The organism is Kitasatospora viridis (assembly GCF_007829815.1).
Lineage (GTDB): Bacteria > Actinomycetota > Actinomycetes > Streptomycetales > Streptomycetaceae > Kitasatospora > Kitasatospora viridis.
Map to the genome: position 1 here is coordinate 180,895 of NZ_VIWT01000006.1, position 24,703 is coordinate 205,597.

16 protein-coding genes are annotated in these 24,703 nt (G+C 73.5%); 10 read left to right on the forward strand and 6 right to left on the reverse strand.

All coding sequences use genetic code 11. The features are described 5' to 3' along the window. The first annotated feature begins 147 nt into the window (after positions 1–147). Entirely contained in the window at positions 148–1,131 is a 984-nt protein-coding gene (locus tag FHX73_RS39870; RefSeq protein ID WP_145910962.1) for a LacI family DNA-binding transcriptional regulator, read from the forward strand. Positions 1,132–1,160: 29 nt separating this feature from the next. On the opposite strand, the gene FHX73_RS39875 is transcribed toward FHX73_RS39870, so the two are convergent. Next, positions 1,161–1,487 carry a nuclear transport factor 2 family protein gene (locus tag FHX73_RS39875; RefSeq protein ID WP_145910963.1) on the reverse strand — a complete coding sequence of 109 codons (327 nt, stop codon included), beginning with the start codon at positions 1,485–1,487 and terminating at the stop codon, positions 1,161–1,163. 94 nt (positions 1,488–1,581) lie between these two features. Continuing rightward, positions 1,582–2,688: a hypothetical protein gene (locus FHX73_RS39880; protein ID WP_145910964.1), complete on the reverse strand. Its 1,107-nt coding sequence runs from the start codon at positions 2,686–2,688 to the stop codon at positions 1,582–1,584. Positions 2,689–3,021: 333 nt separating this feature from the next. On the opposite strand from FHX73_RS39880, the gene FHX73_RS39885 reads away from it, so the two are divergent. From FHX73_RS39885 to FHX73_RS39905, 5 genes are all read left to right on the forward strand, one after another. Then, complete coding sequence (locus FHX73_RS39885; protein ID WP_145910965.1) at positions 3,022–3,375, forward strand: hypothetical protein; 354 nt, start codon at positions 3,022–3,024, stop codon at positions 3,373–3,375. Between the two features lie 60 nt (positions 3,376–3,435). Continuing rightward, on the forward strand, positions 3,436–4,479 hold the full coding sequence (locus FHX73_RS39890; RefSeq protein WP_211786490.1) for a substrate-binding domain-containing protein: 1,044 nt from the start codon (positions 3,436–3,438) through the stop codon (positions 4,477–4,479). Between the two features lie 35 nt (positions 4,480–4,514). After that, positions 4,515–6,095: a sugar ABC transporter ATP-binding protein gene (locus FHX73_RS39895; protein ID WP_145910966.1), complete on the forward strand. Its 1,581-nt coding sequence runs from the start codon at positions 4,515–4,517 to the stop codon at positions 6,093–6,095. Beyond that, positions 6,092–7,114, forward strand: a complete 1,023-nt coding sequence (locus FHX73_RS39900) for an ABC transporter permease (protein ID WP_145910967.1) — start codon at positions 6,092–6,094, stop codon at positions 7,112–7,114. Before FHX73_RS39895 ends, FHX73_RS39900 begins: the two co-directional genes overlap by 4 nt. A 102-nt stretch (positions 7,115–7,216) precedes the next feature. Next, a complete protein-coding gene (locus tag FHX73_RS39905; protein ID WP_145910968.1) occupies positions 7,217–11,398 on the forward strand; it encodes a beta-galactosidase in 4,182 nt (1,393 codons plus the stop codon). Between the two features lie 64 nt (positions 11,399–11,462). Here the strand turns inward: FHX73_RS39905 and FHX73_RS39910 are convergent, their stop codons facing one another. The 3 genes from FHX73_RS39910 to FHX73_RS39920 all read right to left on the reverse strand — a co-directional run bounded on the left by FHX73_RS39910 (position 11,463) and on the right by FHX73_RS39920 (position 17,722). Then, on the reverse strand, positions 11,463–14,318 hold the full coding sequence (locus FHX73_RS39910; RefSeq protein WP_145910969.1) for an ATP-binding protein: 2,856 nt from the start codon (positions 14,316–14,318) through the stop codon (positions 11,463–11,465). 144 nt (positions 14,319–14,462) lie between these two features. Continuing rightward, complete coding sequence (locus FHX73_RS47440; protein WP_145910970.1) at positions 14,463–16,799, reverse strand: RICIN domain-containing protein; 2,337 nt, start codon at positions 16,797–16,799, stop codon at positions 14,463–14,465. 311 nt (positions 16,800–17,110) lie between these two features. After that, a complete protein-coding gene (locus FHX73_RS39920) occupies positions 17,111–17,722 on the reverse strand; it encodes a TetR/AcrR family transcriptional regulator (protein ID WP_145910971.1) in 612 nt (203 codons plus the stop codon). Positions 17,723–17,876: 154 nt separating this feature from the next. Between FHX73_RS39920 and FHX73_RS39925 the strand changes: the two genes are divergently transcribed. Further along, positions 17,877–20,075 carry an MMPL family transporter gene (locus FHX73_RS39925; RefSeq protein ID WP_145910972.1) on the forward strand — a complete coding sequence of 733 codons (2,199 nt, stop codon included), beginning with the start codon at positions 17,877–17,879 and terminating at the stop codon, positions 20,073–20,075. A 37-nt stretch (positions 20,076–20,112) separates the two neighbouring features. Further along, positions 20,113–20,886: a class I SAM-dependent methyltransferase gene (locus FHX73_RS39930; protein ID WP_145910973.1), complete on the forward strand. Its 774-nt coding sequence runs from the start codon at positions 20,113–20,115 to the stop codon at positions 20,884–20,886. 31 nt (positions 20,887–20,917) lie between these two features. Here FHX73_RS39930 and FHX73_RS39935 read toward each other — a convergent pair whose 3' ends face one another. Then, positions 20,918–21,286, reverse strand: coding sequence for a hypothetical protein (locus tag FHX73_RS39935; RefSeq protein ID WP_145910974.1), 369 nt, complete (start codon positions 21,284–21,286; stop codon positions 20,918–20,920). A gap of 276 nt (positions 21,287–21,562) precedes the next feature. Here FHX73_RS39935 and FHX73_RS39940 point away from each other — a divergent pair, with 276 nt between their 5' ends. Together FHX73_RS39940 and pntB are read left to right on the forward strand one after the other, a co-directional pair. After that, entirely contained in the window at positions 21,563–23,137 is a 1,575-nt protein-coding gene (locus tag FHX73_RS39940) for a Re/Si-specific NAD(P)(+) transhydrogenase subunit alpha (protein WP_145910975.1), read from the forward strand. Positions 23,138–23,142: 5 nt separating this feature from the next. Beyond that, positions 23,143–24,591, forward strand: a complete 1,449-nt coding sequence (gene pntB, locus FHX73_RS39945; protein WP_145910976.1) for a Re/Si-specific NAD(P)(+) transhydrogenase subunit beta — start codon at positions 23,143–23,145, stop codon at positions 24,589–24,591. The last annotated feature ends 112 nt before the right edge of the window (positions 24,592–24,703 follow it).

Consider the following 24,703-nt stretch of genomic DNA (forward strand, 5'->3'; position numbering starts at 1 on the left):
CCTGTAAGATAGGGCGCGTTTGACCGGTAAAACAAGAGTAATGACGCATCGGTCTGCGACGATCATCTGACGCGGTCGCTTGACGCCCTGTCAGGCCGGGGTTACGGTCGATCAACTTCTGGACCGGTAAAGCCGAGGGCGCGAACCATGGTGACCATGCAGGACGTGGCCGAGCGGGCCGGCGTCACCAAGCAGACGGTGTCCAACGTGCTCTCCGGCCGGGTCGCCGTCCGCCCCGCCACCGCGGCCCGGGTGCACGCCGCGATCGCCGAACTCGGCTACACCCCCAACCTGGTCGCCCGCTCGCTCGCCACCGGCAGCACCCGCACCGTCGGCCTCCTCGTCCCCGGCGTGACCTCGTACTTCTACGCCGAACTGGTCGAGCAGGTCGAGGACGTCCTCGACGCCCACGGCTACCACCTGCTGCTGCGCACCACCCGGCTGGACGGCGAACGGGCCCGCCGCCACCTGGCCGGCCTGGTCAGCCGGGGCGTGGACGGCCTGCTGATCGCCGGCGACAACGACCTGATCGACCACCTGCCGCTGCTCGCCGACGCCCGCTTCCCGGTGGTGCTCTGCGCCTGGGAGATCGACCCGCCCGAGCGGTACCCCGTGGTCACCGTCGACTACGAGCAGGCCGGCTACCTGGCGGGCCGCCACCTGCGCGAACTCGGCCACCGCCGGGTCGCCGTGCTCGCCAGCCCCGCGCACGGCGTCCGCGTCGCCGGCTTCCGCCGCGCGCTGCCGGACGCCGTCGTGCACCACGCCGCCGAGCCCACCCCCGCGGGCGGCTACGCCTGCGCCGCCGCCGCGCTCGCCGCCCACCCCGCGCCGACCGCCCTGTTCGCCACCCACGACGTGCTCGCCGTCGGCGCCCTGGAGGCCGCCCGCGCGGCCGGCCGCAGCGTCCCCGGAGACCTGTCGCTGATCGGCCACGACGACACCCTGGAAGCCCGGATCTCCAGCCCCGCCCTCACCACCGTCGCGCTCCCCAAGCGCGAGATGGCCCAGCAGGCGGTCGAACTGCTGCTCGGCGCCGTCACCAAGGCCGCCCCGGCGGGCCCGACCCGCCTGCTGCCGCCCGCGCTGGTGGTGCGGGGGAGCACCGGGCCGGTGCGCCACGACGGCTGACGGCGTCCCGAGGTCGCGCTGTCACACCGTCAGCCGAGGAAGTCCACCCGGTCGATCAGCCCGCCGCGCACCCGGTAGGCGACCAGCACCCGCAGCGGCTCCGCGGTGATGCCGTGGGCGACCTCGTGGTCCACCACCCAGTCGCCCTCGGTCAGCCGGCCGCTGATCTCGGCCCGGCAGCGCCCCTCGGCGAACATCCCCGCGTACGCCTCCCGCAGGGCCTCGCGGCCGAGCAACTGGCTGCCCGAGCGCCGGTTGATCACGACGTCGGCGGCGTAGGTCGCCGCGAAGGCGTCCAGGTCATGGCTGTTGTACGCGGCGAGCTGACGCTCGACCACGCTCTCCGGAGCGGTCATCAGGTGATCATGCAGCGCGCCGGGTCGTTCGTCCAGGGCCGATCGGGCAGACGATCGGCACTCGTCCGCACGAGCCACCGCGCCTGACCCCGGGTCAGCGGATCCCGGCGGCGTAGTGCAGCCAGTAGTCGTCGACGATCCCGCGCAGCCACGGGCTGCGCACGGCCGGCAGCCGGACCAGGGTGCGCAGGAACACCTGCCGGTCGGCCCGGAACGGGTAGGGGGTGCGCGGCACGAGCGGGTAGTCGCGCAGCAGGTCCCCCGCGAGGCGGCCGGACGCGGGCCGCGGCAGTCGCGGCTCGGGGGAGACCAGCTCCAGCCACACCCCGAACGGCAGCGGCACCAGGTCGGCCCCGGCGGCCGGGCCGGCCGGAGTCCAGAGCTCCCCGGTCTGCGGGTGGGTCGGGACCAGCAGGACCGCGTCCTCCGGGTCCGGCACGGGCAGGCCCGGACCGGCCAGGACGGCGGGCCGGGCGGGCGGACCCGGCGGCAGCAGGGCGTCGAGGGCGCGCCGGAACACCTCCCCGACCAGGCCGTCCGGCACCGTCAGCGGCCGCCCCCGGGAGACGACCAGCAGAAGGGCGAGCGCCCGGCCGACCGCCGCCTGCCACCGCGGACTCCAGTCCCAGTCGCGGCGCGTCCCGACCACCGAGTCCCAGGAGGAGATCGGCTCGAACGGTGGCGTGCGCCGCCCCTCGGCCAGCAGCTCCGGCCAGGAGAGCGGCGCCACCTCCGGGCCGACGGCGCACCGGCGCACGGCCTCCGGGGCGAGCCAGACCGCCTGCCAGCGCGAGCAGTCGTCGATCCGGCTCGCCACCAGCAGGCCGCACGCGGCGCAGGCCATGTTGGGCCCCTCCGCCCCGTCGAGCCCGCAGCAGAAGCCGCCGCCGCGCTCCGGCACCAGCCGGGTGTTCCGGACGTCGCCGGGCGCGATCACGACCGCGTCCGGCGCACCGTCGGGGAGCGAGTAGACGACCGGGGCGAAGATGCCGCGGGCCGCCGCCTCCTCGGCTCCGAGCTCCGCCCACGCGCGCCAGGGCGGCCCCGAGCGCTCCGGCTCCACGGCGAAGGTGCCCGGCTCCATCAGCACCGGGAGGCGCAGCCCGTCCCCGTACGACTGGTAGGTGTGCACCGGCAGCTCCACCCGGGACAGCGCCGCGGTCAGTTCGGCGCCGCACCCGGCGCAGGCGAAAACGAACAAAGGCCCCCCGTCATACCGTCAACGGCATCCTCGCAGCGCGCCGGTGGCGGGCCAACCGGATTTCGCCGGGTCCGCGCCGATCGAGCACGGTGCGAGCCCGCCCGGGTGCTGCGGGTAGCGGAACACCCAGGCCGGCCGACCACTACCCACGGCACTACCCACCAATTCCGAAAACGACCGAAGTCATTCTCATAAAAGCCTCATGAATGCGTAGCAAGGTCCCTGGACCTGATCGTCCGGCTGAATTTGACTGGAGCCAGCGGATCTTCAGGAAAGCCCTTCTTGTACCGGGTCCGGTGATTTCCCAGACACTTCGGTGAGGGGTGAGTGGAAATGCTCGCAGCAGATTCCGGCGCGGTGCGCCGCACGGCGATGTACCTGCGCCGCTATCCGTACGACTCGGGCGAGCTGCTGGACGTGCGGCTCGACCTGGCGAAGTACGCGGTCGAGCGCGGGCTCGGCGACCCGGTGGTCTTCATGGACAACGGCGGCCGCACCGGCGGCCCGCTGCCCGCGCTGGCCAGGCTGACCAAGGCGGTGGCGGCGGGCTGGTTCGAGGTCGTCGTGGTGCCCGGTCCGTTCGTCTTCGCGCTCGACGACGACGCCGCGCGGGAATCCGTGCGCCGGCTCGAAGCGGCGGGGTGCCAGGTCGTCGAGCGGTCCCGCACCTGCGCCCTGGTCCGCTGATCCCACCCATCTCCCCGCAGTACCGGAAATCATCCGGAATTCGGTTCCCAGGAGAATTCCATGCACCACACTCCATTTTCTCGGGGCGTCGCGGCGGCCGTCGGCCTGCTCGTCGCGCTCGGCATGACCGCCTGCTCGACCGGCCGGACCAGCGGGGGCGGCAACGCCCAAGCGGCGCCGGTGACCGGCAAGATCAGCATGACCTACCTGCAGAAGCAGGGGGACCAGCAGTACTTCATCGGCGAGGCCGCCGGTGCGAAGGCGAAGGCGGCGCAGCTGGGCGTCGACCTGAAGGTGGTCAACCTGGGCAACGACGCCAACCAGACGGTCAGCGACGTGCAGTCGGCCATTGCGCAGAAGACCAACGGTCTGATCATCGTTCCGCCGGACCCGGCGGTGGGCCCGCAGGTGGTCCAGATGGCCAAGGACAGCGGGATCCCGCTGCTGACCTCGGACGACCAGGTCTGTTCGTCGGGGCCGAACCCGGCGAACTGTCCGGCGTCGGACCTGGTGCCGCGGATCGGCTTCTCGGGTCAGCAGATGGGTCAGCAGGTCGGCCAGCGCGCCGCGCAGGAGTTCCAGAAGGCGGGTTGGAGCGCGGCCGACACCCGGATCATCTCGGCCTGGCAGCAGGACGTGACGGTCTGCGGTGACCGGGTGAAGGCGGCCAAGGACGCGTTCGGGCAGGTGGTTCCGGGCGTGCAGAACATCGATGTGGCCACCGACAACACGCCGACCGGCGCGCAGGACAAGGTCGCGGCGACGCTGACCGCGAACCCGGGTGTGAAGCACTGGGTGGTCTGGGGCTGCAACGACGAGAACGTGCAGGGCGGCATCACCGCGATGCAGAACGCGGGCATCAGCCCGGACAACATCGACGGTGTCGGCCTGGGCGCCTACCTGGCCTGCAAGGACTGGGGCAGCGGCAAGCCGTCCGGCATGAAGGCCGCGCTGTTCATCAACGGCAGTGACGTGGGCGCGCTGGCCGTGCAGACCATGTACGACAAGCTCAAGGACGGCAAGCCCTTCCCGCAGGAGGCCTTCGCCCCCACCCAGATGGTCGACGCCACCAACTGGCAGTCCGCCGGCATCAGTTGCAGCTGACGCCGGGCGCCACCAGCGAAACCGAGTTGAGCACCATGACTCCACCCACCCCACCCCCCGTCCCGGGTCTGACGGCCGAGCGGATCAGCGTCCGCTACGGCCCCGTGACGGCCCTCTCCGAGGTCACCCTCACCTTTCCGCCCGGCCAGGTGACCGCCCTGCTGGGGGAGAACGGCGCCGGCAAGTCCACCCTGCTGCGCGTCCTCACCGGCGACCGCCGCCCCACCGCCGGCCGGCTGCTGCTCGACGGCCGCCCGCTCGCCCTCCCCTCGCCGACCGAGGCCCGGCGCTCCGGCATCCGGCTGATCCCGCAGGAGCCGGAGATCATCCCACACGTCTCGGTCGCCGAGAACGTGTACGCCGGCGCCCTGCCCCACGGGGCCGGACGCCGGCTGGACCGGGCCGAGCTGCGCCGCCGGACCGCCGCCGACCTGGCGCGGATCGGCTTCGACCGGGCGCTCGACCCGGACCTGATGGGCCGGCACCTGACGCCGGCCCAGCGCCAGCTGGTGGAGATCCTGCGCGCGCTGACCGGCGAGCCGAAGGTGATCGCCTTCGACGAGCCCACCAGCTCGCTCTCCGAACAGGAGTCGGCTGCGCTCTTCGCGCTGATCGGCCGGCTGCGTGACCAGGGCGTCGCGGTGGTCTACGTCTCGCACCGGATGCGGGAGGTGTTCCGGCTCGCCGACCGGATCGCGGTGCTGCGCGACGGCGGCCTGGTCGGCCTGCTGGACGGGGCCGGGGCCACCGAGCGCGAGGTCGTCCGCCTGATGGTCGGCCGCGACCTCTCCGGACTGAGCACCCGTCAGCGCACCGCGCCGGGGCCGGTGGTGCTCGACGTGCGCGGAGTGACCACCGACGACGTCCACGACATCGGCCTCCAGGTCCGGGCCGGCGAGGTGGTTGCGCTCGCCGGACTGGTCGGGGCCGGCCGCTCCGAACTGGCCCTCGCCCTGGCCGGGGACCGGCCGATCCGCTCCGGCACCCTCGCCCTGGCCGGCCGGGCCCTGCGGCTGCGCAGCCCGCGCGACGCGATCGCGGCCGGGATCGGGCTCGCCCCGGAGGAGCGCAAGGCCCAGGCCCTGCTGCTGACCCGCAGCATCCGGGCCAACACCGCCCTGGTCAGCCACCGCACGCTGCGGCGCTGGCGGTTCGTCAGGGCAGGCCGGGAGAAGGCGCTCGCCCGGGAGTACGCCGACCTGCTGCGGGTGCGCGCCCACTCGATCGAGCAGCCGGTCAGTGCGCTGTCCGGCGGCAACCAGCAGAAGGTGGTGCTGGCCCGCTGGCTGGCCCGCAAGCCGGCTCTGCTGATCCTCGACGAGCCGACCCGGGGGGTGGACATCGGGGCCAAGACCGAGATCCACCGGATCGTCGCCGACCTGGCCCGCACCGGCACCGCCGTGCTGCTGATCTCCTCCGAACTGCCCGAGGTGCTCGCGCTGGCCGACCGCGTGCTGGTGCTGCGGGACGGCCGGATCACCGGGGAACTGGACCGCACCGAGGCGACCGAGGAGCGGATCCTCGCGCTCGCCATGACCGACGGCACCGAACCCGCCGGCACCGAAACCGACGACACCGACCCCGACGACACCAAGACTGACCGGAGGGCGGCATGACCGCGACCACCACCACGTCGCACCGAACGCGACCGGCGCGGCGCCGGCTGTCCGGCCCGCTGGCCGCGGTCGGCGGGCAGAACCTCAGCCTGGCCGGCGGGCTGGTCGTGCTGCTGGCGCTGTTCGGCTCGTTGAACGACAACTACCTGTCCTGGGCGAACATCCAGGTGATCGCCGAGGCGGTGACCATCAGCGGCCTGCTGGCCGTGGTGCAGACCGTGGTGATCATCTGCGGCGCGCTGGACATCTCGGTCGGCTCGCAGGCCGGCCTGGCGTCGGTGATCAGCGCGATGGCCTTCACCTCCTCGGGTGCCAACCCGTGGGCGGGCATGGCCGCCGCGATCGGGGTCGGGCTGGTGATCGGCATCCTGAACGGTGTGATCATCGTCTACGGCCGGGTCAACCCGACCATCGCCACCCTGGCGGGCCTGGCGGCCTACAAGGGCGTCGCGGACCTGGTCTCCAACGGCGCGGCGCAGGGCTACGTGCTCAACGACCCGGTCTTCATCTTCCTCAGCCGCGGCAAGATCGCCGGGCTGCCGGTGATGGTCTGGCTGCTGATCGTGGTCGCCCTCGGCGTGCACCTGATGCTCAAGTACACCGACATCGGCCGCAACGTGTTCGCGATCGGCGGCAACGACACCGCCGCGCGCCTGGCCGGCATCAACCTGAACAAGTACCTGATCTCGGCCTACGCGCTGGCCGGCACGGTGGCCGCGGTGGCGGGCATCCTGCTGACCGCGCGCACCGGCTCCGGCCAGCCGGTCTCCGGCAGCGAGGGCCTGGAGCTGCAGTCGATCACCGCGGCGGCGCTGGGCGGCTGCGCGCTCAAGGGCGGCAAGGGCGGCATCGGCGGCACGCTGCTGGCCGTCGCGCTGCTCGGCGCCCTGCAGAACGGGCTCACCGTGCAGGGGATCAACTCGTTCTGGCAGAACGTGGCACAGGGCTCCCTGCTGGTGGTCGCCGTGGTGATCCAGCAGCGCCGCAGCGGCGAGCGGGCGGTCGGCCTGCCCGCCTGACCCGCCACCCGAACCCCCAAAAGGCCACCCCCCGCACCACCCTCACGCACCATCCGCACCACCCACCCACCCCCACCCACCCATCCGACGCGGAGCCGCGCCATGTCCCCTGACCTGCCCGACCAGTCCGACCTCCCGAGACGCCCCCGCAGCCACCGCCCCCGCCTGCGGCACACCCTGCTCGCCGTCACCGCCGCGCTGGCCCTCGCCGCGAGCGGCACCGCCGCCCTCGGCTCGGCCGCTGCGGCGGCGGCCGCCGCCACGCCGCCGCCCGCCCCCGCCGCCCAGGGGGCGATCACCGGCAGCCACACCGTCGGCTACGACGGCTACTCGCTGCTGATCGACGGCAAGCGCAGCTACATCTGGAGCGGCGAGTTCCAGTACAACCGGTTGCCCAGCCCCGACCTGTGGCGCGACGAGCTGCAGAAGATGAAGGCGGCCGGCTTCAACACCGCCTCCATCTACTTCGACTGGGCCTACCACTCGCCCAAGCAGGGCGTCTACGACTTCTCCGGCGTGCGGGACGTGGACAAGCTGCTCGACATGGCCGCCGAGGCCGGCGTCTACGTGATCGCCCGGCCCGGGCCGTACATCAACGCGGAGGTGGACGGCGGCGGCTTCCCGTCCTGGGTCAGCGCGCTGCCGGGCAAGGCCCGCAGCACCGACCCGGCCTACCTGGCCGCCGTGGACGAGTGGACCAGCCACATCGACCCGATCCTGGCCCGGCACCAACTCACCAACGGCACCGGCTCGGTGATCCTCTACCAGGTGGAGAACGAGTACTACAACAACAACGACGACGGCCGCGCCTACATGAGCCACCTGGAGAGCTCGGCCCGGGCCCACGGCATCACCGTCCCGTTCACCGGCAACCACAACGGCGCCTTCGCCACCGGCACCGGCGCGGTGGACATCGACGGCATCGACTCCTACCCGCAGGGCTTCAACTGCTCCAACCCGCAGAACTGGAACAACCTGCCGAACGTCTCCCAGTACCACCGCGCCGCCAACCAGCCGATCTTCACCGCGGAGTTCCAGGGCGGCTCCTTCGACCCCTGGGGCGGCCCGGGCTACGACAAGTGCCGCCAGCTCACCGGGGCCGACTTCGCCAACGTGTTCTACAAGAACAACATGGCCGTCGGCGCCACCATGCAGAACCTCTACATGACGGTGGGCGGCACCTCCTGGGGCTGGCAGGGCGACCCGGGCGTGGTCTACAGCTCCTACGACTACGGCGCCCCGATCAGCGAGACCCGCCAACTCACCGACAAGTACCAGCAGGACAAGCTGATCGGCTACTTCGCCCAGGCCGCCCAGCCGCTCACCGAGACCGACCAGGTCTCCAGCGCCGCCCCCAGCTCCTCCGGCGTCGTCGAGACGGTCCGTCAGAACCCGGACGACGGAACCCAGTTCCACTTCCTGCGGCAGGCCACGACCTCCTCCAACGGGACCGTCGGCACCCACCTGGCGATCGACCTGACCGCCGGCAGCTACACCTACGACGACCAGGACAGCCACCTCGCCTACTCGGCCGGCTGGACCCACGTCGGCGCCGACCAGTCGTACACCGCGGGCGAGTTCCACCACACCGAGTCCTGGACCGACACCGCCGGCTCCGACGTGACCGTGCCGTTCACCGGCACCGCCGTGCGCTGGATCGCCTCCACCGCCCCCAACCACGGCCTCGCCGACGTCTACCTGGACGGCGCCAAGGTCGCCACCGTGGACGGCTACTCCGCCAACACCGTGCCCCAGCAGGTACAGTACCGCGCCGACAACCTGGCGGCCGGACCGCACACCCTGCGGATCGTCGCCACCGGGCAGAAGGACGCCGCGGCCACCGGCACCTTCGTCGGCATCGACGCGATCGACCAGCCCAGCCCGGCCGACCGCGCCTACGCCTCGATCCCGCAGCAGCCCGGCACCGAGATCACCCTGGCCGGCCGCGAGTCCAAGACCATCCTGGCCCGCTACCAGCTCGGTGCGAGCCGACTCCAGTACTCCACCTCGGAGTTGATGACCAACGCGACCATCGGCAACCGGGACGTCGCGGTGCTCTACGGCGACGCGGGCCAGGCCGGTGAGACCGTGCTCAACTACCCGAACCGGCCGACGGTGAGCGTGCTCGACGGCAGCGTGCAGAGCACCTGGGACCAGAGCACCGGCGACCTGCGGCTGAACTACCAGCACCAGGGTCTGGCCCGGGTGCTGATCACCGGCGGGCAGCGGCCGCTGCTGCTGCTGATCGGCGACACCGCCACCGCCGAGCAGTTCTGGCAGACGCAGAGCGCCAACGGCCCGGTGCTGGTGCGCGGCTCCTCGCTGCTGCGCAGCGCGGCCGTGGCCGGCTCCACCCTGCAGCTGACCGGTGACAACTCCACCGCCAGCCCGCTGGAGGTGTTCGCCGCCAACCCCGGCAAGGTCACCTGGAACGGCCGGGCGCTCAAGACCCAGGCCACGACCAGCGGTTCGACGCTCGGTCAGCTCCCCGGACCGCAGGCCGTGACGCTGCCCCAACTGACCGGCTGGAAGCAGCAGTCCGAGACCCCCGAGGCCCAGCCCGGCTTCGACGACTCCAGTTGGGCGGTGGCCGACAAGACCCAGTCCAACAGCACCACCACCCCGGTCACCGAACCCGTGCTGTTCGCCGACGACTACGGCTTCCATCACGGCGACGTCTGGTACCGGGCGCACTTCCAGGGCCTGGTCGGCACCAGCGGGATCGACCTGTCCGCGATCACCGGCAACTCCGGCCAGTACTCGGTCTGGCTCAACGGCACCTTCCTCGGCACCACCGGTGACGGCCGGCACACCTTCGCCTTCCCCGCCGGCGCGCTCAAGGACGGCGCCGACAACGTGGTCTCGGTGCTGCTGGAGGATGCCGGGCACAACGAGGACTGGAGCGCGGACGACTCCCACAAGGAGGCCCGCGGACTCACCGGCGCCACCCTGATCGGTGCGCCGACCACCGCGGTCACCTGGAAGATCCAGGGCGCCCTCGGCGGCGAGAGCCTGGTCGACCCGGTGCGCGGCCCAATGAACACCGGCGGCCTCTACGGCGAGCGCTCCGGCTGGTCGCTGCCCGGATACCCGGACAGCTCCTGGGCCCCGGCGAGCCTGCCGGCCGCCAACACCACCCCCGGCATCACCTGGTACCGCACCTCGGCCGCCCTCAACCTGCCCAAGGGCCAGGACACCTCGGTCGGCCTCAGCATCACCGACGACCCCTCCCACCACTACCGGGCGCTGATCTACGTCAACGGCTGGCAGCTGGGCCGCTACATCAACGACCTGGGCCCGCAGCACAGCTTCCCGATCCCGAACGGCGTGCTCAACCCGAACGGCACCAACTCCATCGCGATCGCGGTGTGGAACGCCGACGCCGCCACGGGCGGCCTGGGCGCGGTGCAGCTGGTCTCCTACGGCACCCAGGCGTCCCCGCTGAAGGTCGCCACCGTCAACAGCCCGCGCTACCGGGCCGCCGACTACCCGTCCACCACCCACCGGGCCGGCCTGACCCTGAACGCGCCCGAGCACCTGGCCCCGGCCACCCCGACCCAGGTCACGGCGACCCTCGCCGTCCCGGCCGGCAACCCCGAGGCCACGGCCGCCGCACTGGACCTCCAGGCCCCGGCCGGCTGGACCGTCACCCCCACCACCCCGGTGACCAACGCCAAGGTGAAGCCCGGCAGTTCGGTGACCGCCAGCTGGCAGGTGACCGCACCCGCCGGTGCCCAGCAGCCCGCGCAGAGCCGGCTGACCGCACACGCGGCCTACCGCCAGAGCGGCGCCCAGCAGCTGACCGACACCCGCGAGGTGCTGCCGGCCCAGCAGACCGCACCGCCCACCGCCGACACCCAGGTCAGCGCGCTGCCCTTCGCCTACTCGGCGAACGGCTGGGGCCCGGTCGAGCGCAACCAGAGCAACGGCGGCTCCGGCTCCGGCGACGGGCGGACCATCTCGCTCAACGGCAAGACCTTCGCCACGGGCCTGGGCACCAACGCCACCAGCGTGGTGGGCCTGAACCTGGCCGGCCACTGCACCAAGCTGACCGCCACGGTCGGCGTGGACGACGAGGTGACGCACGGTTCGGTGACCTTCTCGGTGCGCGCCGACGGCCGCACCCTGACCACCACCCCGGTGCTCACCCACGCCACCGGCCCCACCGACCTGACCGTGGACCTGACCGGCGCGAAGAACGTCGAACTGGTCGTCGGCGACGGCGGTGACGGTCCCTCGGAGGACCACGCCGACTGGGCGAACGCGCAGCTGAGCTGCCACTGACCCCAAGAGGCCCGAACGGAGGGGCGGTCCGCACCGGACCGCCCCTTCGGCGTGCGCGTGCGGGCTACTCCGCCGGCCGCCCGTCCGCCCGGAGCCGCTCGCGGGTGGTGCCGAGCTTGCGCAGCACGGCCGCGACGTGGTGCTCGGCGGTGCGGGGGGAGACGAAGAGCGCCTCCGCGATCTCCTTGTTGGCCGCGCCCCGGGCCAGCAGCTCGGCCACCTGACGCTCCCTCGGGGAGAGCTCGCCGCCGTAGCCGGAGCGGCCGCGCGGGTTGGGGCTGGTCCGGCCGAGCTCGCGCTGCCGGTGCCGGCAGCGGCCGGCGTCCGCGACGGCGCCCAGCTCCTCCAGCGCGGTCGCGGCGGCCTCCAGCGCCGTCACGGCGCGCTGCGGATCGGCCAGGCAGCGCGCCGCGCTCTCCTGCGCCAGCGCCGCCGGGTACGGGCGCCCGATCGCCCGCCAGGCGGCGGCCGCCCGGGAGAACGCCGCTGCGGCGAGCTCGGGCGCCTCCTGGCGCAGCAACAGCCCCTGGCAGAGCAGCTGCTCGGCATCGGCGGCCGGGCACTCCCGGCCCTCGACGCCCGCCGCGTGCCGCGCTGCCAGCCGCTCGGCGGCGGCCGCATCGCCGCGCCGCAGCAGGGTCTCCACCGCCGTCGGCAGCAGGCTCAGCGCGTACGGCCAGCTCTCCTTGCGCTCGACCACCGCCAGCGCCTCGGTGAGCGCCTCCCAGGCGCCCTCGTCGTCGTGGCGGGCCAGCCGCAGCCGGGCCAGCCCGGCGGCCGCGCCGACCGAGAGCATGTGCCGGGCGTCCCGCTCGATCACCTGGGTGAAGCAGGCCGCGGCCGCGGCGGTGCGCCCGCGGGCGGCGGCCGTGACGCCCTGGGCGGTGCCGAGCAGCCCGCCGCCGGTCAGCGGACTGTCCGGGTAGCGGGTCCGGTAGGCCGTCAATTCGCGGTCCCAGTCGGTCCATCGGCCGGCGAGCCAGCCGAGCAGCAGCTGGTAGGCCCGGCAGTACATCACCAGCACCGGCACGTTGGAGCCGGTGCTGAGCGCCAGCGCCTCCTCGTCCAGCTGGAGGGCGCGGCGGTCGAGTCCCACGCAGATCGCGCCCTCGGTGGCGTTGTAGAGCGTGACGGCGGTGGCGCGCAGCACGTCCGGCTGCCGGTCGGGCTCGCGGGGCAGCCGGGCGAGCGCCGCGGGCAGCGCCGGATCGGCGTCGTAGACCAGCCTGGTCAGCTGGTTGGCGCTGACCACGGCCTGGGCGACCGGGTCGGTGGTCCGCGCCACGGCGGCCTGGGCCCGGGTCATCCAGTCCCGCTGCTCGGCGGCGCTCGCCTCGCCGGTGTCCGCGATCGCCAGGGTGGCGAGGATCCGGGCCGCCTTGGCCGGATTGGCCTCCTCCAGGTCCTGGGCCGCCAGTTCGGCGGCGGTCCAGCCGTTGGGGTCGCCGACCTTGTTGATCAGCACCTCGGCCAGGTGGGCCCGGATCTCCCCGCGCTGGGCTGCCGGCAGGCCGGGGATCGCGCTGAGCCGGCGCAGCTCCTCCACGGCCTCGCGGGCCTCGGCGCTGTCGCGCAGGATCCCCGCCAGGGCGAGCGCATCGGTGCCGAGCCGGTCGGCGGGCAGCCGGGGGTGGTCGAGGATCTGCCGGAGCAGGCCGGCCGCGGTGCCCAGGTCGCCGACGGCGAGCGAGTGGTCGACCGCGGCCTGGGCGGGCGCCAGCCAGGCGTCCAGGTCGCCGAGCGCCCGGGTGTGGTGGGCGATCTGCACCAGCGCCGGCGGCTGACGGTCCGCCAGCAGGCCCAGCACCCTCCGGTGCAGCCGGGTCCGGGTGGGCCCCGGCAGGTCGTCGTAGACGGCCCGGCGGGCCAGCGCGTGCGAGAAGCCGTAGGCGTCGGGGCCGTGCTCGACCAGCACCGAGGCGGCCAGCACCTCCAGCAGCGCCGCCTCGGTCTGCTGCTCCGTCAGCCCGGCCGCCGCGCCCAGGAGTTCCTCGCCGGCCGGCACCGCCAGCACCGCGGCCGCGCCGACCAGCGCGCTGCCCTGCGCCGAGAGCCGCCCGGTCCGCTCGGTCAGCACCTCGCGCAGGCTGCGCGGCACCCCGAGCAGCTCCGGGTGGGCGGCGCCGCCCGGCTCCGCCAGCGTGATCAGGTCCTCCTCGATGATCAGCGGCAGGCCCGCGCTGCGTTCGTACAGCGCCCGCACCAGGGCGGGGGTGGCACCGGCGCCGAGCGCGGACCCGGCGATCCGGGCCAGCGCGCCGGGGGCCAGGCGGCCCAGCAGCAGGTCGGTGCCGCCGGTGCCGGGCGGGCGGCGGAAGGCGCTGCCGAGCAGCGGGCCGCGCTGCTCCTCGGTGCGGTAGGTGAGCAGCAGCGCGGTGTCGGCGGGCAGGTCCTGGGCGAGCACCAGGAGCAGTTCGCGGGTGACCTCGTCGGCCCAGTGCACGTCCTCCACCACCAGTACGGCGGGCGCGACCGCGCGCAGCACGGCGCGTACCCCCTCGGCGGTGCGGTAGCGCTGCGCGGCCGCGGCCGGCTGCTCGGGCGGCGGCGCGGGCAGCCGGTCGGCGAGTGCGGGCAGCGCCGGGGCGAGCACGCCCGCCGCCGGGTCGATCAGGCCGGGTTCCGCGGGCAGCCGGTCGCCGAGCCGGCGCAGCGCGTCGATCACCGGCCCGTAGGCCAGCGGCTCGCGCAGCGGGTGGCAGCCGCCGGTGCCCACGCCGACGCCGCGCCCGCGCAGCACGGCGGCGGTCTCGGCGACCAGGCGGGACTTGCCGATCCCGGCCTCGCCCTCGACCAGCACCACGGCCGGCCGCTCGGTGAGCGCGTCGAGGAGCGCGGCGAGTTCGCGGTCGCGCCCGGCGAAGGCGAAGCCCCGGGCGCCCCGGGGGAGTCGGTCGTCGCTCTGGTCGAATGCCGTCATGGGGGCTCCTGGTTCCTGCCCGTGGGATCGGCCACCCCTGTGGCTCCACGGTACGCCGCTGTCGGATCGCCCGGTCGCAGGGGCAGCCGGGCGGCCCGGCGCCCGCGGGTGCGGGCGCCGGGCCGGTGGTGCGCGGTCGGCGGGTCAGCCGACCTTGGTGAAGCTCCAGGTCTGGAGCGCGCCGCCGGTGTTCGGCTGCTGGCTGAGGGTGGCGCCGTCGGAGGCTGCGCTCGCGGTGATCGCCAGTGCGCTGCGGCCGTTGACGAGGGCGTAGGAGCCGCCGCTCGGCAGCACCGACCAGTGCTGGTTGGCGTTGCCGGTGCAGGTCCACTGGATGATCGGCGAGCCGGCGTCGGGGGAGCCGCCGGAGTCGTCCGCGCAGAGCCCGGAGACCTGGTTGCGCAGCTGGAAGCTGCCGTCCGTGTTCTGGGTCAGGGTCCAGCGCTGGTTGCTGCCGCCGTGCAGGGTCCAGGCGATCAGCTGGGTGCCGGTGCTGGTGGAGGATCCCGGGTCGTCCATCGCCCGGGTGCCCTGGACGATCTCGTAGACCCCGCCGCTGACCAGCGAGCCGCCGCTGCCGGCCGGGTTGACGGCCAGGGTGTAGGGCACGCTGTGCACGGCCGAGGGCGCGGTGCCGGTGACCGTGATGACGGCCTCGCCGGTCGTCGCGCCGGCCGTGGCCCGCAGGGTCATGGTGGCGGTGCCGCCCGCGGTGACCACCGGCGGGTTGAAGCTCGCGGTCACCCCGGCGGGCAGCCCACCGGCCGTGAGCGTGACGGGCTCCGGCGTGCCGGTCGCGGCGGTGGTGGTGACGGTGGCGGTGCTGGTCGCGCCCTGGTCGAGCGGACCGGCGTACGGGGCGTCGGTGAGGCCGAAGTCGTTGGTCGGGGCCGGGCCGTGGGTGAAGACCTCGTTGTAGGGGGTGGCCCACTTGTCGTTGTTGGTCATGGTGGCGGTGAGGCCGAGCGCGCCCTCGATGGTGCGGGCGGTGCTGTAGTGGTCGTAGCGGTTGGCGTCCAGGTAGCCGGGCTTGACGCTGCCCTGGGAGCCGATGGCCAGCGTCATCACCTGGTTGGTCTGGCCCGGGCCGAAGCCGCCGGGGGCGGCGTCGCCGTCCTCGTCGAAGGTGAGCAGCAGCAGGGAGCGCTGCTGGGTCCAGGCGGGGGAGGCGAACAGCGTGGGCAGGGTCTGGCTGAGCCAGGTGTCGCCGGCGCCGACGCCGCAGTCCTCCATGTCGTAGCAGGAGTCGGCGTCGGCCCAGACGAAGGCCGGGGTGGTGGCGGTGGACTGCAGGTCGGTGCCGAGGAGTTGGGGCAGCGGCTGCCAGTGCGCCTGGCAGTAGGCGTTGTCGTTCTTCATCTTGGCCGCGTAGTAGAACGGCACGTCGTCGGGGCCGTACTCGCCGCTGCCGGTGGTCTGGCAGTTGCTGGTCTGCGACTGGGTGTACTGCTTCCAGCTCTTGCCGGCCGCGTCCAGGTTGTCGCCGAGGCCGTTGTTGGTCGCGGTGCAGGCCGGGTCGGTGATGCAGTTGGCGTTGCCGGTCTCCAGGCTGCGGCCGTAGGAGTTGCCGAAGGCGATCTGCTCGTAGTTCGGGTCGGAGTTGTGGGTGCCCGCGTGGTAGTTCGTCAGCAGGCTGCCCATCGGGACCAGGGTGTTGTTGAGGTACGGCGCGGCCGCGTTGCCGATCACCCCGGCGCCGCCGTCCACGGTGTTGGAGCCGCGGGAGAAGTTGTTGTTCTCCATCATCACGACGAAGACGTGGTCGAACCCGGGGACGGTGGAGGGCGGCACCGCCAGGGTCGGCACGGTGACGGGGGTGTCCAGGGTGAGTGACAGGTCGTCGGCCAGCGCGCTGCTGTTGGCGCTGCCGGTGAGGCCGAAGTCGACCGTGGCGACGGCGGACCGGGTGCCCGCCGGGACGCCGGTGGTCGAGGCGCGCTGCAGGAACTCGGTGGTGTTGCCGCGGTCGGCGGCCGTCACCGGGCCGATGGCGGAGGTGCCGAGCGGGTTGCCGTTCGCGTCGCGGTAGGTCAGCGTCACCGTGGTGGCGTCGGTGGAGGCGCCGACACCGCCGAGCCAGCCGGACAGGGTCGAGTGGGCGGTGCCGGCGTCGATGGCGGTGGCGGCGGAGGAGAGGTCGACCGTCTGGGTCATCTCCGAGGACCCGCGCGAGCCGCCCTGGAAGTAGGCGGTGCCCTTGGTGGGCGAGCCGGGGGTGCTGGTGGCGGCGCCGGTGGGCACGCCGTAGCAGTTGATCACCGGGTCGCCGCTGGTGATCTGCCAGCCGGGAACGGTGGTCTCCTCCCAGCCGCCGGGGCTGCACTGGGAGGTCTCGGCATTGCCGTTGAGCAGCAGGTTGGCGCTCTGGGTGGCTGCGGCGGCCGGCTGTGCGGGCCCGGCGAGCAGCGGGACGGCGAGCGCGAGCAGCGCGCCGGCCAGGGCGGCCGCGGGCGGTCGGCGCAGCGGGAAGGGGCGAGGCATGGGGAGCCCTTCGGTGAGGTGGTCACGCGGTCCGGTCGGTCCGGACAACCGCAGAGCCAACTCAGAAGCTGTATATACAAGGCGGAGCCGAGATGAACGATGGCGATCGCCATATCAAACACCGTCAACCAGATTCCATCAAGATGTCACACAGTGGTCGGCGGCAGGGCTCTTGCTGACCGAGCGTCACTCGTGCTGCGACTACCTAGAATTCTGCCTACGGCACTGCCCATGGCACCGCTCGCGGCAGCGCATGCCTGTTGGAATCTGTTCGATATCCGGCGCCGCGCGCCCGGCCGATCGCTTCGGCGCTACACGCCCAGGCAGACGCTCATGACCCCGTTCACCAGGGCGTCCAGCAGGGGCAGCGTCTCCTCGCCGGGGTCCTGGCCGTCCTGGCGGAGCACCAGGTAACGGGTCATCAGCCCGTCGATGCCGGCCAGGAAGAGCGGGGCCACCTGCTCGGCGGGCATCGCCAGCTCGACGCCGTGCTGCTCGGCCAGCGAGGTGATCATCCCGGTGGCGGTCCGCTCCAGGTCGTACTGCAGCTCGCGCATGATCTCCCGCAGCTCGGGGTCGCGCAGGGACAGCGAGGTGAGCTCCTGGCACAGGGCGAACCGGTCGGGGGCGCTGGTCAGGGCCTGCCAGAGCGCGTAGCCGAGGGTGCGCACCTGCTCGGCGAACGGGCCGTGGTCGGGGGCGGCCGCGGCGACCTGGCAGACGACCTGGGCGGTCAGCTCCTCCACCACGGCCCGGTAGAGGTCCTTCTTGGTCCCGAAGGTGTAGTGCACCGTGGCCTGCGCGACGCCGAGTTCGGCGGCGATCGCCCGGGTGCTGCCCGCGCCCACCCCTTCACGGGTCATCAGGTCGATGGCGGCCCGGACCAGCTGCGGGCGTCGTTCGGAGGCGGGTACGTGAGCCATCCCACCAGCGTATCGCCGAGCCGTTCCAGGCGATCCAGTCGAGCGACTTTGTCAGCTGAACAACTTGAGCCTAGGCTGACCGCAGACGCCGGCGGCGCCGCCCGCGACGGCCGCGCCTGCCCTGATACCGGCCCGTCAGAAACGAAGGTCGTCAATGGCCACCTGCCTCCACCGCCTGGCCCACCTCTGCTTCCGCGCCCGCAAGTCCGTGCTCGCCGGCTGGCTCGCCCTGCTGATCGCGGCCGTCGGCCTGGCGGCCGCCTTCCACGGCACCACCAGCAACGAGTTCCGCGTCCCCGGCACCGAGGCGCAGAGCACCCTCGACCGGATCAAGGGCACCTTCCCCGACCAGGGCCACGGCTCCGCCCAAGTGGTGTTCGCCGCCCCGGCCGACGGCGGCATCGACGCCGCGCAGGCCAAGGCCGCCGTCAGCCAGGCGGTCGCCCGGATCGCCCAGGTCCCGGGCGTGTCCGCCGTCCCCGACCCGTACGCCACCGGCGCACTCTCGCCCAACGGCCGGGTCGCGCTCGGCCTGGTCTCCTTCGCCACCCCGCTCGCCGGGGTCACCGACCAGCAGCGCCAGGCCGTCAAGGCCGCCGCCGAACCGGCGGGCGCCGCCGGGCTGACCGTCGAGTTCGGCGGCGACGCCTACACCAAGCTCGCCCAGGTCGACAGCAACGAGGTCGCCGGACTGCTGGTCGCCGCGCTCACCCTGGTGATCGCGCTCGGCAGCCTGGTCGCCGCCGGACTCCCGCTGCTCTCCGCCCTGTTCGGCATCGGCATCGCGATGGCCGGGCTGCTCGCCCTCACCGGACCGTTCAGCGTCATCGCCACCGCGCCGGTGCTCGCGCTGATGGTGGGCCTGGCCGTGGGCATCGACTACGCGCTCTTCATCGTCTCCCGCTACCGCCGAAACCTCGCCGAGGGACTGCCCCCGGCCGAGGCCGCCGCCCGGGCCAACGCCACGGCGGGCAGCGCGGTGGTCTTCGCCGGACTCACCGTGGTGGTCGCGCTGGCCGGCCTGGCCGTCGCCGGCGTCCCCTTCCTCACCCAGATGGGCCTGGCCGCCTCCGGCGCGGTCGCCGCCGCCGTCCTGGTGGCGATCACCCTGCTGCCCGCCCTGCTCGGGTTCGCCGGGCGCTCCATCGACCGGCTGCCGCTGTGGCGGCGCGCCCTGCGCCCGCCGGCCGGCACCGCCATGGGGGAGCGGTGGGCCCGGTTCGTGGTGCGGCGGCCGGTGGCCGTGCTGGTCGGCGGGCTGCTGGTGCTCGGCGCGCTCGCGGTGCCCGCGGCGAGCCTGTCGCTCGGCCTGCCGGGCGCCGGCTCGCAGGCCGCCGACACCGACGCGCGCAAGGCCTACGACCTGGTCAGCGACAACTTCGGGCCCGGCTTCAACGCCCCGCTGGTGGTCGTGGTCGACGCCGCGAAGTCGCCCGACCCGGCGGCCGCCGTCCAGCAGGTCGCCCAGCGCCTCTCCGCACTGCCGGACGTGGCCACCCTGCTGCCGCCGCGGCTCGACCAGCCCAGCCGCACCGCCCTGGTCGGGGTGATCCCGCGCAGCGGCCCCGACACCGACGCCACCCGCGCCCTGGTCGGCGGGATCCGGGCCCAGCGCGGCGCGATCGAGGCCGGGACGGCCGCGCGGATCGACGTCACCGGCACCACCGCCGCCAACATCGACGTCTCCCGCAAGCTCGACGACGCCCTCGTCCCGTTCGTCGCGGTGATCGCCGGCATCGCGCTGCTCCTGCTCACCGTCGCCTTCCGCTCGCTGCTGGTCCCGCTGAAGGCGGTGCTCGGCTTCCTGCTCAGCGTCCTCGCCTCGCTCGGCGCGGTGGTCGCCGTCTACCAGTGGGGCTGGCTGTCCGGCCTGATCGACGTGCCGCGGGTCGGACCCGTCGTCAGCTTCGTGCCGATCCTGCTGATCGGCGTGCTCTTCGGGCTGGCCATGGACTACGAGCTCTTCCTGGTCTCCGGCATGAAGGAGGCGCACGCCCACGGCGCCGCCGCGAAGGAGGCCGTGGTGGCCGGCACCAGGAACGGCGCCCGGGTGGTCACCGCCGCCGCGCTGATCATGATCTCGGTCTTCGGCAGCTTCGTCACCGGCCACGACCCGATCGTCCAACCCATCGGCTTCGCCCTGGCCGTGGGCGTCCTGGTCGACGCGTTCGTGGTCCGGATGGCCCTGGTGCCGGCGGCGATGGCCCTGTTCGGCCGGGCCGCCTGGTGGCTGCCGGAGCCGCTGCGCAAGGTGCTGCCCGAGGTGGACATGGAGGGGGAGCAGCTGCTGAAGCGGCTGGCGGACGCCGGGGCCGCCGAAAATGCGGGGCCGCGCCGGGCACCGGTCGCGTAGGCTCCCGCCGGATCGAAGCGGCTGAAGGGGAGTGACCATGGGTTTTGCCGTCGGCGAGGACAAGTGGCGGTCGGGGCTGGGAGCGCTGCGGCAGGTGGTGCGCCAGGAACTGGTGGCCCGTCAGCTGGCCGCGCACGTGCCGGACCTGCCGGCCCGCCGGGTGCTCGACATCGGCTGCGGCCAGGGCACCCAGGCCCTGCGGCTGGCCCGGCGCGGCCACCTGGTGACGGGGCTGGACGCCTCGGAGCAACTGCTCGCCGACTTCCGCGCCGAGCTGGCGGCCGAGCCCGCCGAGGTCGCCGAGCGGGTCCGCCTGGTGCACGGCGAGGCCACCGCGCTCGCGGAGCTGTTCGAGCCGGGCGCCTTCGACCTGGTGCTCTGTCAGGGCGTGCTGATGTACTTCGCCGACCCCGCCCCGCTGCTGGACGCCATCGCCGAGGTGCTGGCCCCCGGCGGCACCCTGTCCCTGCTGGTCCGCAACGGCGACGCGCTGGCGATGCGGCCCGGGCTGCTCGGCGACTGGGACGCGGTCGGCGCGGCCTTCGACGGGGCGGGCTACCACAACCGGATCGGCGTGGACGCCCGCGCCGACCGGCTGGCCGAGCTGACCGCCCAGCTGACGGCGCGTCGGCTGACGGTGCCGCACTGGTACGGCGTGCGGGTGTTCACCGACGTGGCCCCCGACGGGGCGCCGCTGCCCGACGGGGCCACGCTCGACGCGATCCTCGACCACGAGGAGCGGGCCGGCCGCACCGACCCGTACCGCCAGGTCGCCGCCCTGCTCCACCTGATCGCCGTGCGCGAGGCCTGACCCGCCCGGCACCACGACCACCGCGGCCCGGTTACCGCTTCTCGGTGACCTGGGCCGCGAACTCGTCGGTGAGCGCCTGGCAGGTGCAGTAGTCGCCGTCGCACGGCCGGCCGACCTCGGCGCCGTACGGGCCCAGGCCCGCCAGCTCCCCGAGCATCTCGGCCCGCTCCACCGCCCCGAGCAGGGGCGCCTGCTGCTCGTCCAGCCCCCAGGAGGCCGGGGGCTCGTAGAGGTCGCCGACCACCCGCCCGCCGATGAAGAGCGTGTACAGCGGGTGGTCCGGGAAGCCGTTGAGCCGCAGCACCCACCACTGCCCGTCGGCCCGGGCCGCGAAGCGGAACACGTTCGTGCCGGTGTCGTACCAGACGGTGTGCGGGGGCAGCGGTGGAAACGGTTGCATGGTCCGACCTCCCAAGGGCGGTGCGCGGAACGTCCCGCGCGCGGCGTGGCCGCAGTGTACGGCCGCCGGGCGGCGGCCGGTCCGGGGCCGAACGGCTTGACTCGGCGAAACATGTGCGTGAGTCGACACGTTGGTGGTGAAACACGTCACGGCGTGGACCCCTGCGCCGGAGCAGGCCAGGGCGTGTAGGTTCCTGCGGCCAAGGGGAGAGTCACTTCCCCCGGTACCGCAGATCCCCCGTCAACAGCTCCCGCGACGAAGAGAGAGCCAGGAGAGATGTCTGCAGACGGCTCCACGCACCACCCCCCTCAGTGCATCGGTGTGGTCGCCGAATCCGCCCCCGGCGAGACCCGGGTCGCGGCCACCCCAGCGACCGTGCGCGGCCTGCTCGCGCTCGGCTACCAGGTCGTCGTCGAGTCCGGCGCCGGCGAGGCCTCCGGGTTCACCGACCAGGCCTACCTCGACGCCGGCGCGCGGATCGGCGACGCCTGGTCGGCCGACACCGTGCTCAAGGTCAACGCGCCCACCGAGACCGAGATCGCTCGGTTGGCCGACGGCGCCACCGTGGTCGGCCTGCTGGCCCCGGCGCAACGGCCGGAGCTGCTCGCGGCGCTGTCGACCCGTCCGATCACCGCCCTCGCGCTGGACGCCGTGCCGCGCATCTCCCGGGCCCAGTCGATGGACGTGCTCAGCTCGATGGCCAACATCGCCGGCTACCGGGCGGTGATCGAGGCGGCCCACGTGTTCGGGCGGTTCTTCACCGGCCAGGTGACGGCCGCCGGCAAGGTGCCCCCGGCCAAGGTGCTGGTGGCCGGCGCCGGGGTGGCCGGGCTGGCCGCGATCGGCGCCGCCAGCAGCCTGGGCGCGATCGTCCGGGCCACCGACCCGCGCCCCGAAGTCGCCGACCAGGTGCGCTCGTTGGGTGGCGAGTACCTGGCCGTCGAGGTCGCCCAGGAGGCGAGCACCGACGGCTACGCGAAGGCCACCTCGGCCGACTACGACCGGGCCGCCGCCGAGCTCTACCACGAGCAGGCCGCCGACGTGGACATCGTGGTCACCACCGCGCTGATCCCCGGCCGCCCGGCGCCGCGCCTGCTCACCGCCGAGGACGTGGCGGTGATGAAGCCCGGCAGCGTGATCGTCGACATGGCCGCCGTGCAGGGCGGCAACGTCGAGGGCACCGTGCCCGGCCGGGCCGTGGTCACCGAGAACGGCGTCACCATCATCGGCTACACCGACCTGGCCGCCCGGCTGCCCGCCCAGGCCTCCCAGCTCTTCGGCACCAACCTGGTGAACCTGCTCAAGCTGCTGACCCCCGGCAAGGACGGGCAGCTGGTGCTGGACTTCGAGGACGTGGTGCAGCGTGCGGTGACGGTGGTGCGCGACGGCGAGACCACCTGGCCGCCGCCCCCGGTCGCCGTCTCCGCCGCGCCCGCCGCTGCCGCGGGGCCCGCCGCCGCCCCCGCCGCCGCCGAGCCGGCCCGGACCAGGCTCACCCCGGCCGTCCGGTTCGGCCTGATCGGCGCCGGGATGCTCGCCACCTTCGGCGTCGTCGGCTTCGCCCCCGCCCAACTGGCCGAGAACTTCACGGTCTTCGCGCTCGCGGTGGTGATCGGCTACTACGTGATCGGCAAGGTGCACCACGCGCTGCACACCCCGCTGATGTCGGTCACCAACGCGATCTCCGGGATCGTGGTGATCGGCGCGCTGCTGCAGATCGGCCACGAGAGCGCGCTGGTCACCGTGCTGTCCTTCGTGGCGATCCTGCTGACCAGCGTCAACATCTTCGGTGGCTTCGCCGTCACCCGCCGGATGCTCTCCATGTTCTCGACCTCACCCGAAAGGCACTGAGCCCGATGACATCCACCACGGCCTCGCACGCCGCGGACCTGGTCGCGGCCCTGCTGTTCATCTTCAGCCTCGCGGGACTCTCCCAGCACCGCACCTCCCGGGCCGGCGTGGTCTACGGCATCGCCGGCATGGCCCTGGCCCTGGTCGCCACGGTGGTGCTGGCCGCCGACAGCATCTCGGCCGGCGCCGTCGCGCTGATCCTGCTGGCGATGGTGCTGGGCGGCGCGGCGGGCCTCTGGCGGGCCCGCAAGGTCGAGATGACCCAGATGCCCGAACTCATCGCCGTCCTGCACAGCTTCGTCGGCCTCGCCGCGGTGCTGGTCGGCTGGGACAGCTACCTGGAGGTCGAGTCGCACGGCTCGGCCCAGACCAGGATCGCCGCCGACCTGCTGCGCATCCACCACGCCGAGGTCTTCATCGGCATCTTCATCGGCGCGGTCACCTTCACCGGCTCGATCGTCGCCTTCCTCAAGCTCTCCGCGCGGATCAACTCCCGCCCGCTGACCCTGCCGGGCAAGAACGCGCTGAACCTGGGCGCGCTGGCCGCCTTCGTCGGGCTGACCGTCTGGTTCACCGTCAGCCCGAACCTGCCGCTGATGATCGTGGTCACCCTGCTGGCGCTCGCGCTGGGCTGGCACCTGGTCGCCTCGATCGGCGGCGGCGACATGCCGGTCGTCGTCTCGATGCTGAACAGCTACTCCGGCTGGGCCGCGGCTGCCGCCGGCTTCCTGCTCGACAACAACCTGCTGATCGTCACCGGCGCCCTGGTCGGCTCCTCGGGTGCCTACCTCTCGTTCATCATGTGCAAGGCGATGAACCGCTCCTTCATCTCGGTGATCGCCGGCGGCTTCGGCATCGAGGCGCCCACCGGCGGGGCCGAGGAGGAGGGCGAGCACCGGGAGATCCGGGCCGAGGAGACGGCCGAACTGCTGGCCGCCGCCACCTCCGTGGTGATCACCCCGGGCTACGGCATGGCGGTGGCCCAGGCCCAGCACCCGGTCGCCGAGCTGACCCGGCGGCTGCGCGAGCGCGGCGTGCGGGTGCGCTTCGGCGTGCACCCGGTGGCCGGCCGGCTGCCCGGCCACATGAACGTGCTGCTGGCCGAGGCGAAGGTGCCCTACGACATCGTCCTGGAGATGGACGAGATCAACGACGACTTCGCCGACACCTCGGTGGTGCTGGTCATCGGCGCCAACGACACCGTCAACCCGGCCGCCACCGACGACCCGTCCAGCCCGATCGCCGGCATGCCGGTGCTCAAGGTCTGGGAGGCCGACCAGGTGGTCGTCTTCAAGCGTTCGATGGCCTCCGGCTACGCGGGCGTGCAGAACCCGCTGTTCTTCCGGGAGAACAGCAGCATGCTGTTCGGCGACGCGAAGCAGAGCGTGGAGGCGATCCTGGCGGCCCTGCCCGCCGCGCCCGAGCGGCGCCCCGCGGCGGCTGCCGTCCGGTAGCCAGCAGCGCGCGGCGTTCCCGGCCGCGGTCCCGGCGAGCAGCCCGGGGCCGCGGCCGGCGCGTTGCCAGCCGACGTGCGGTCAGTCGGCGCGTTGTCAGCCGGTGCGCCGG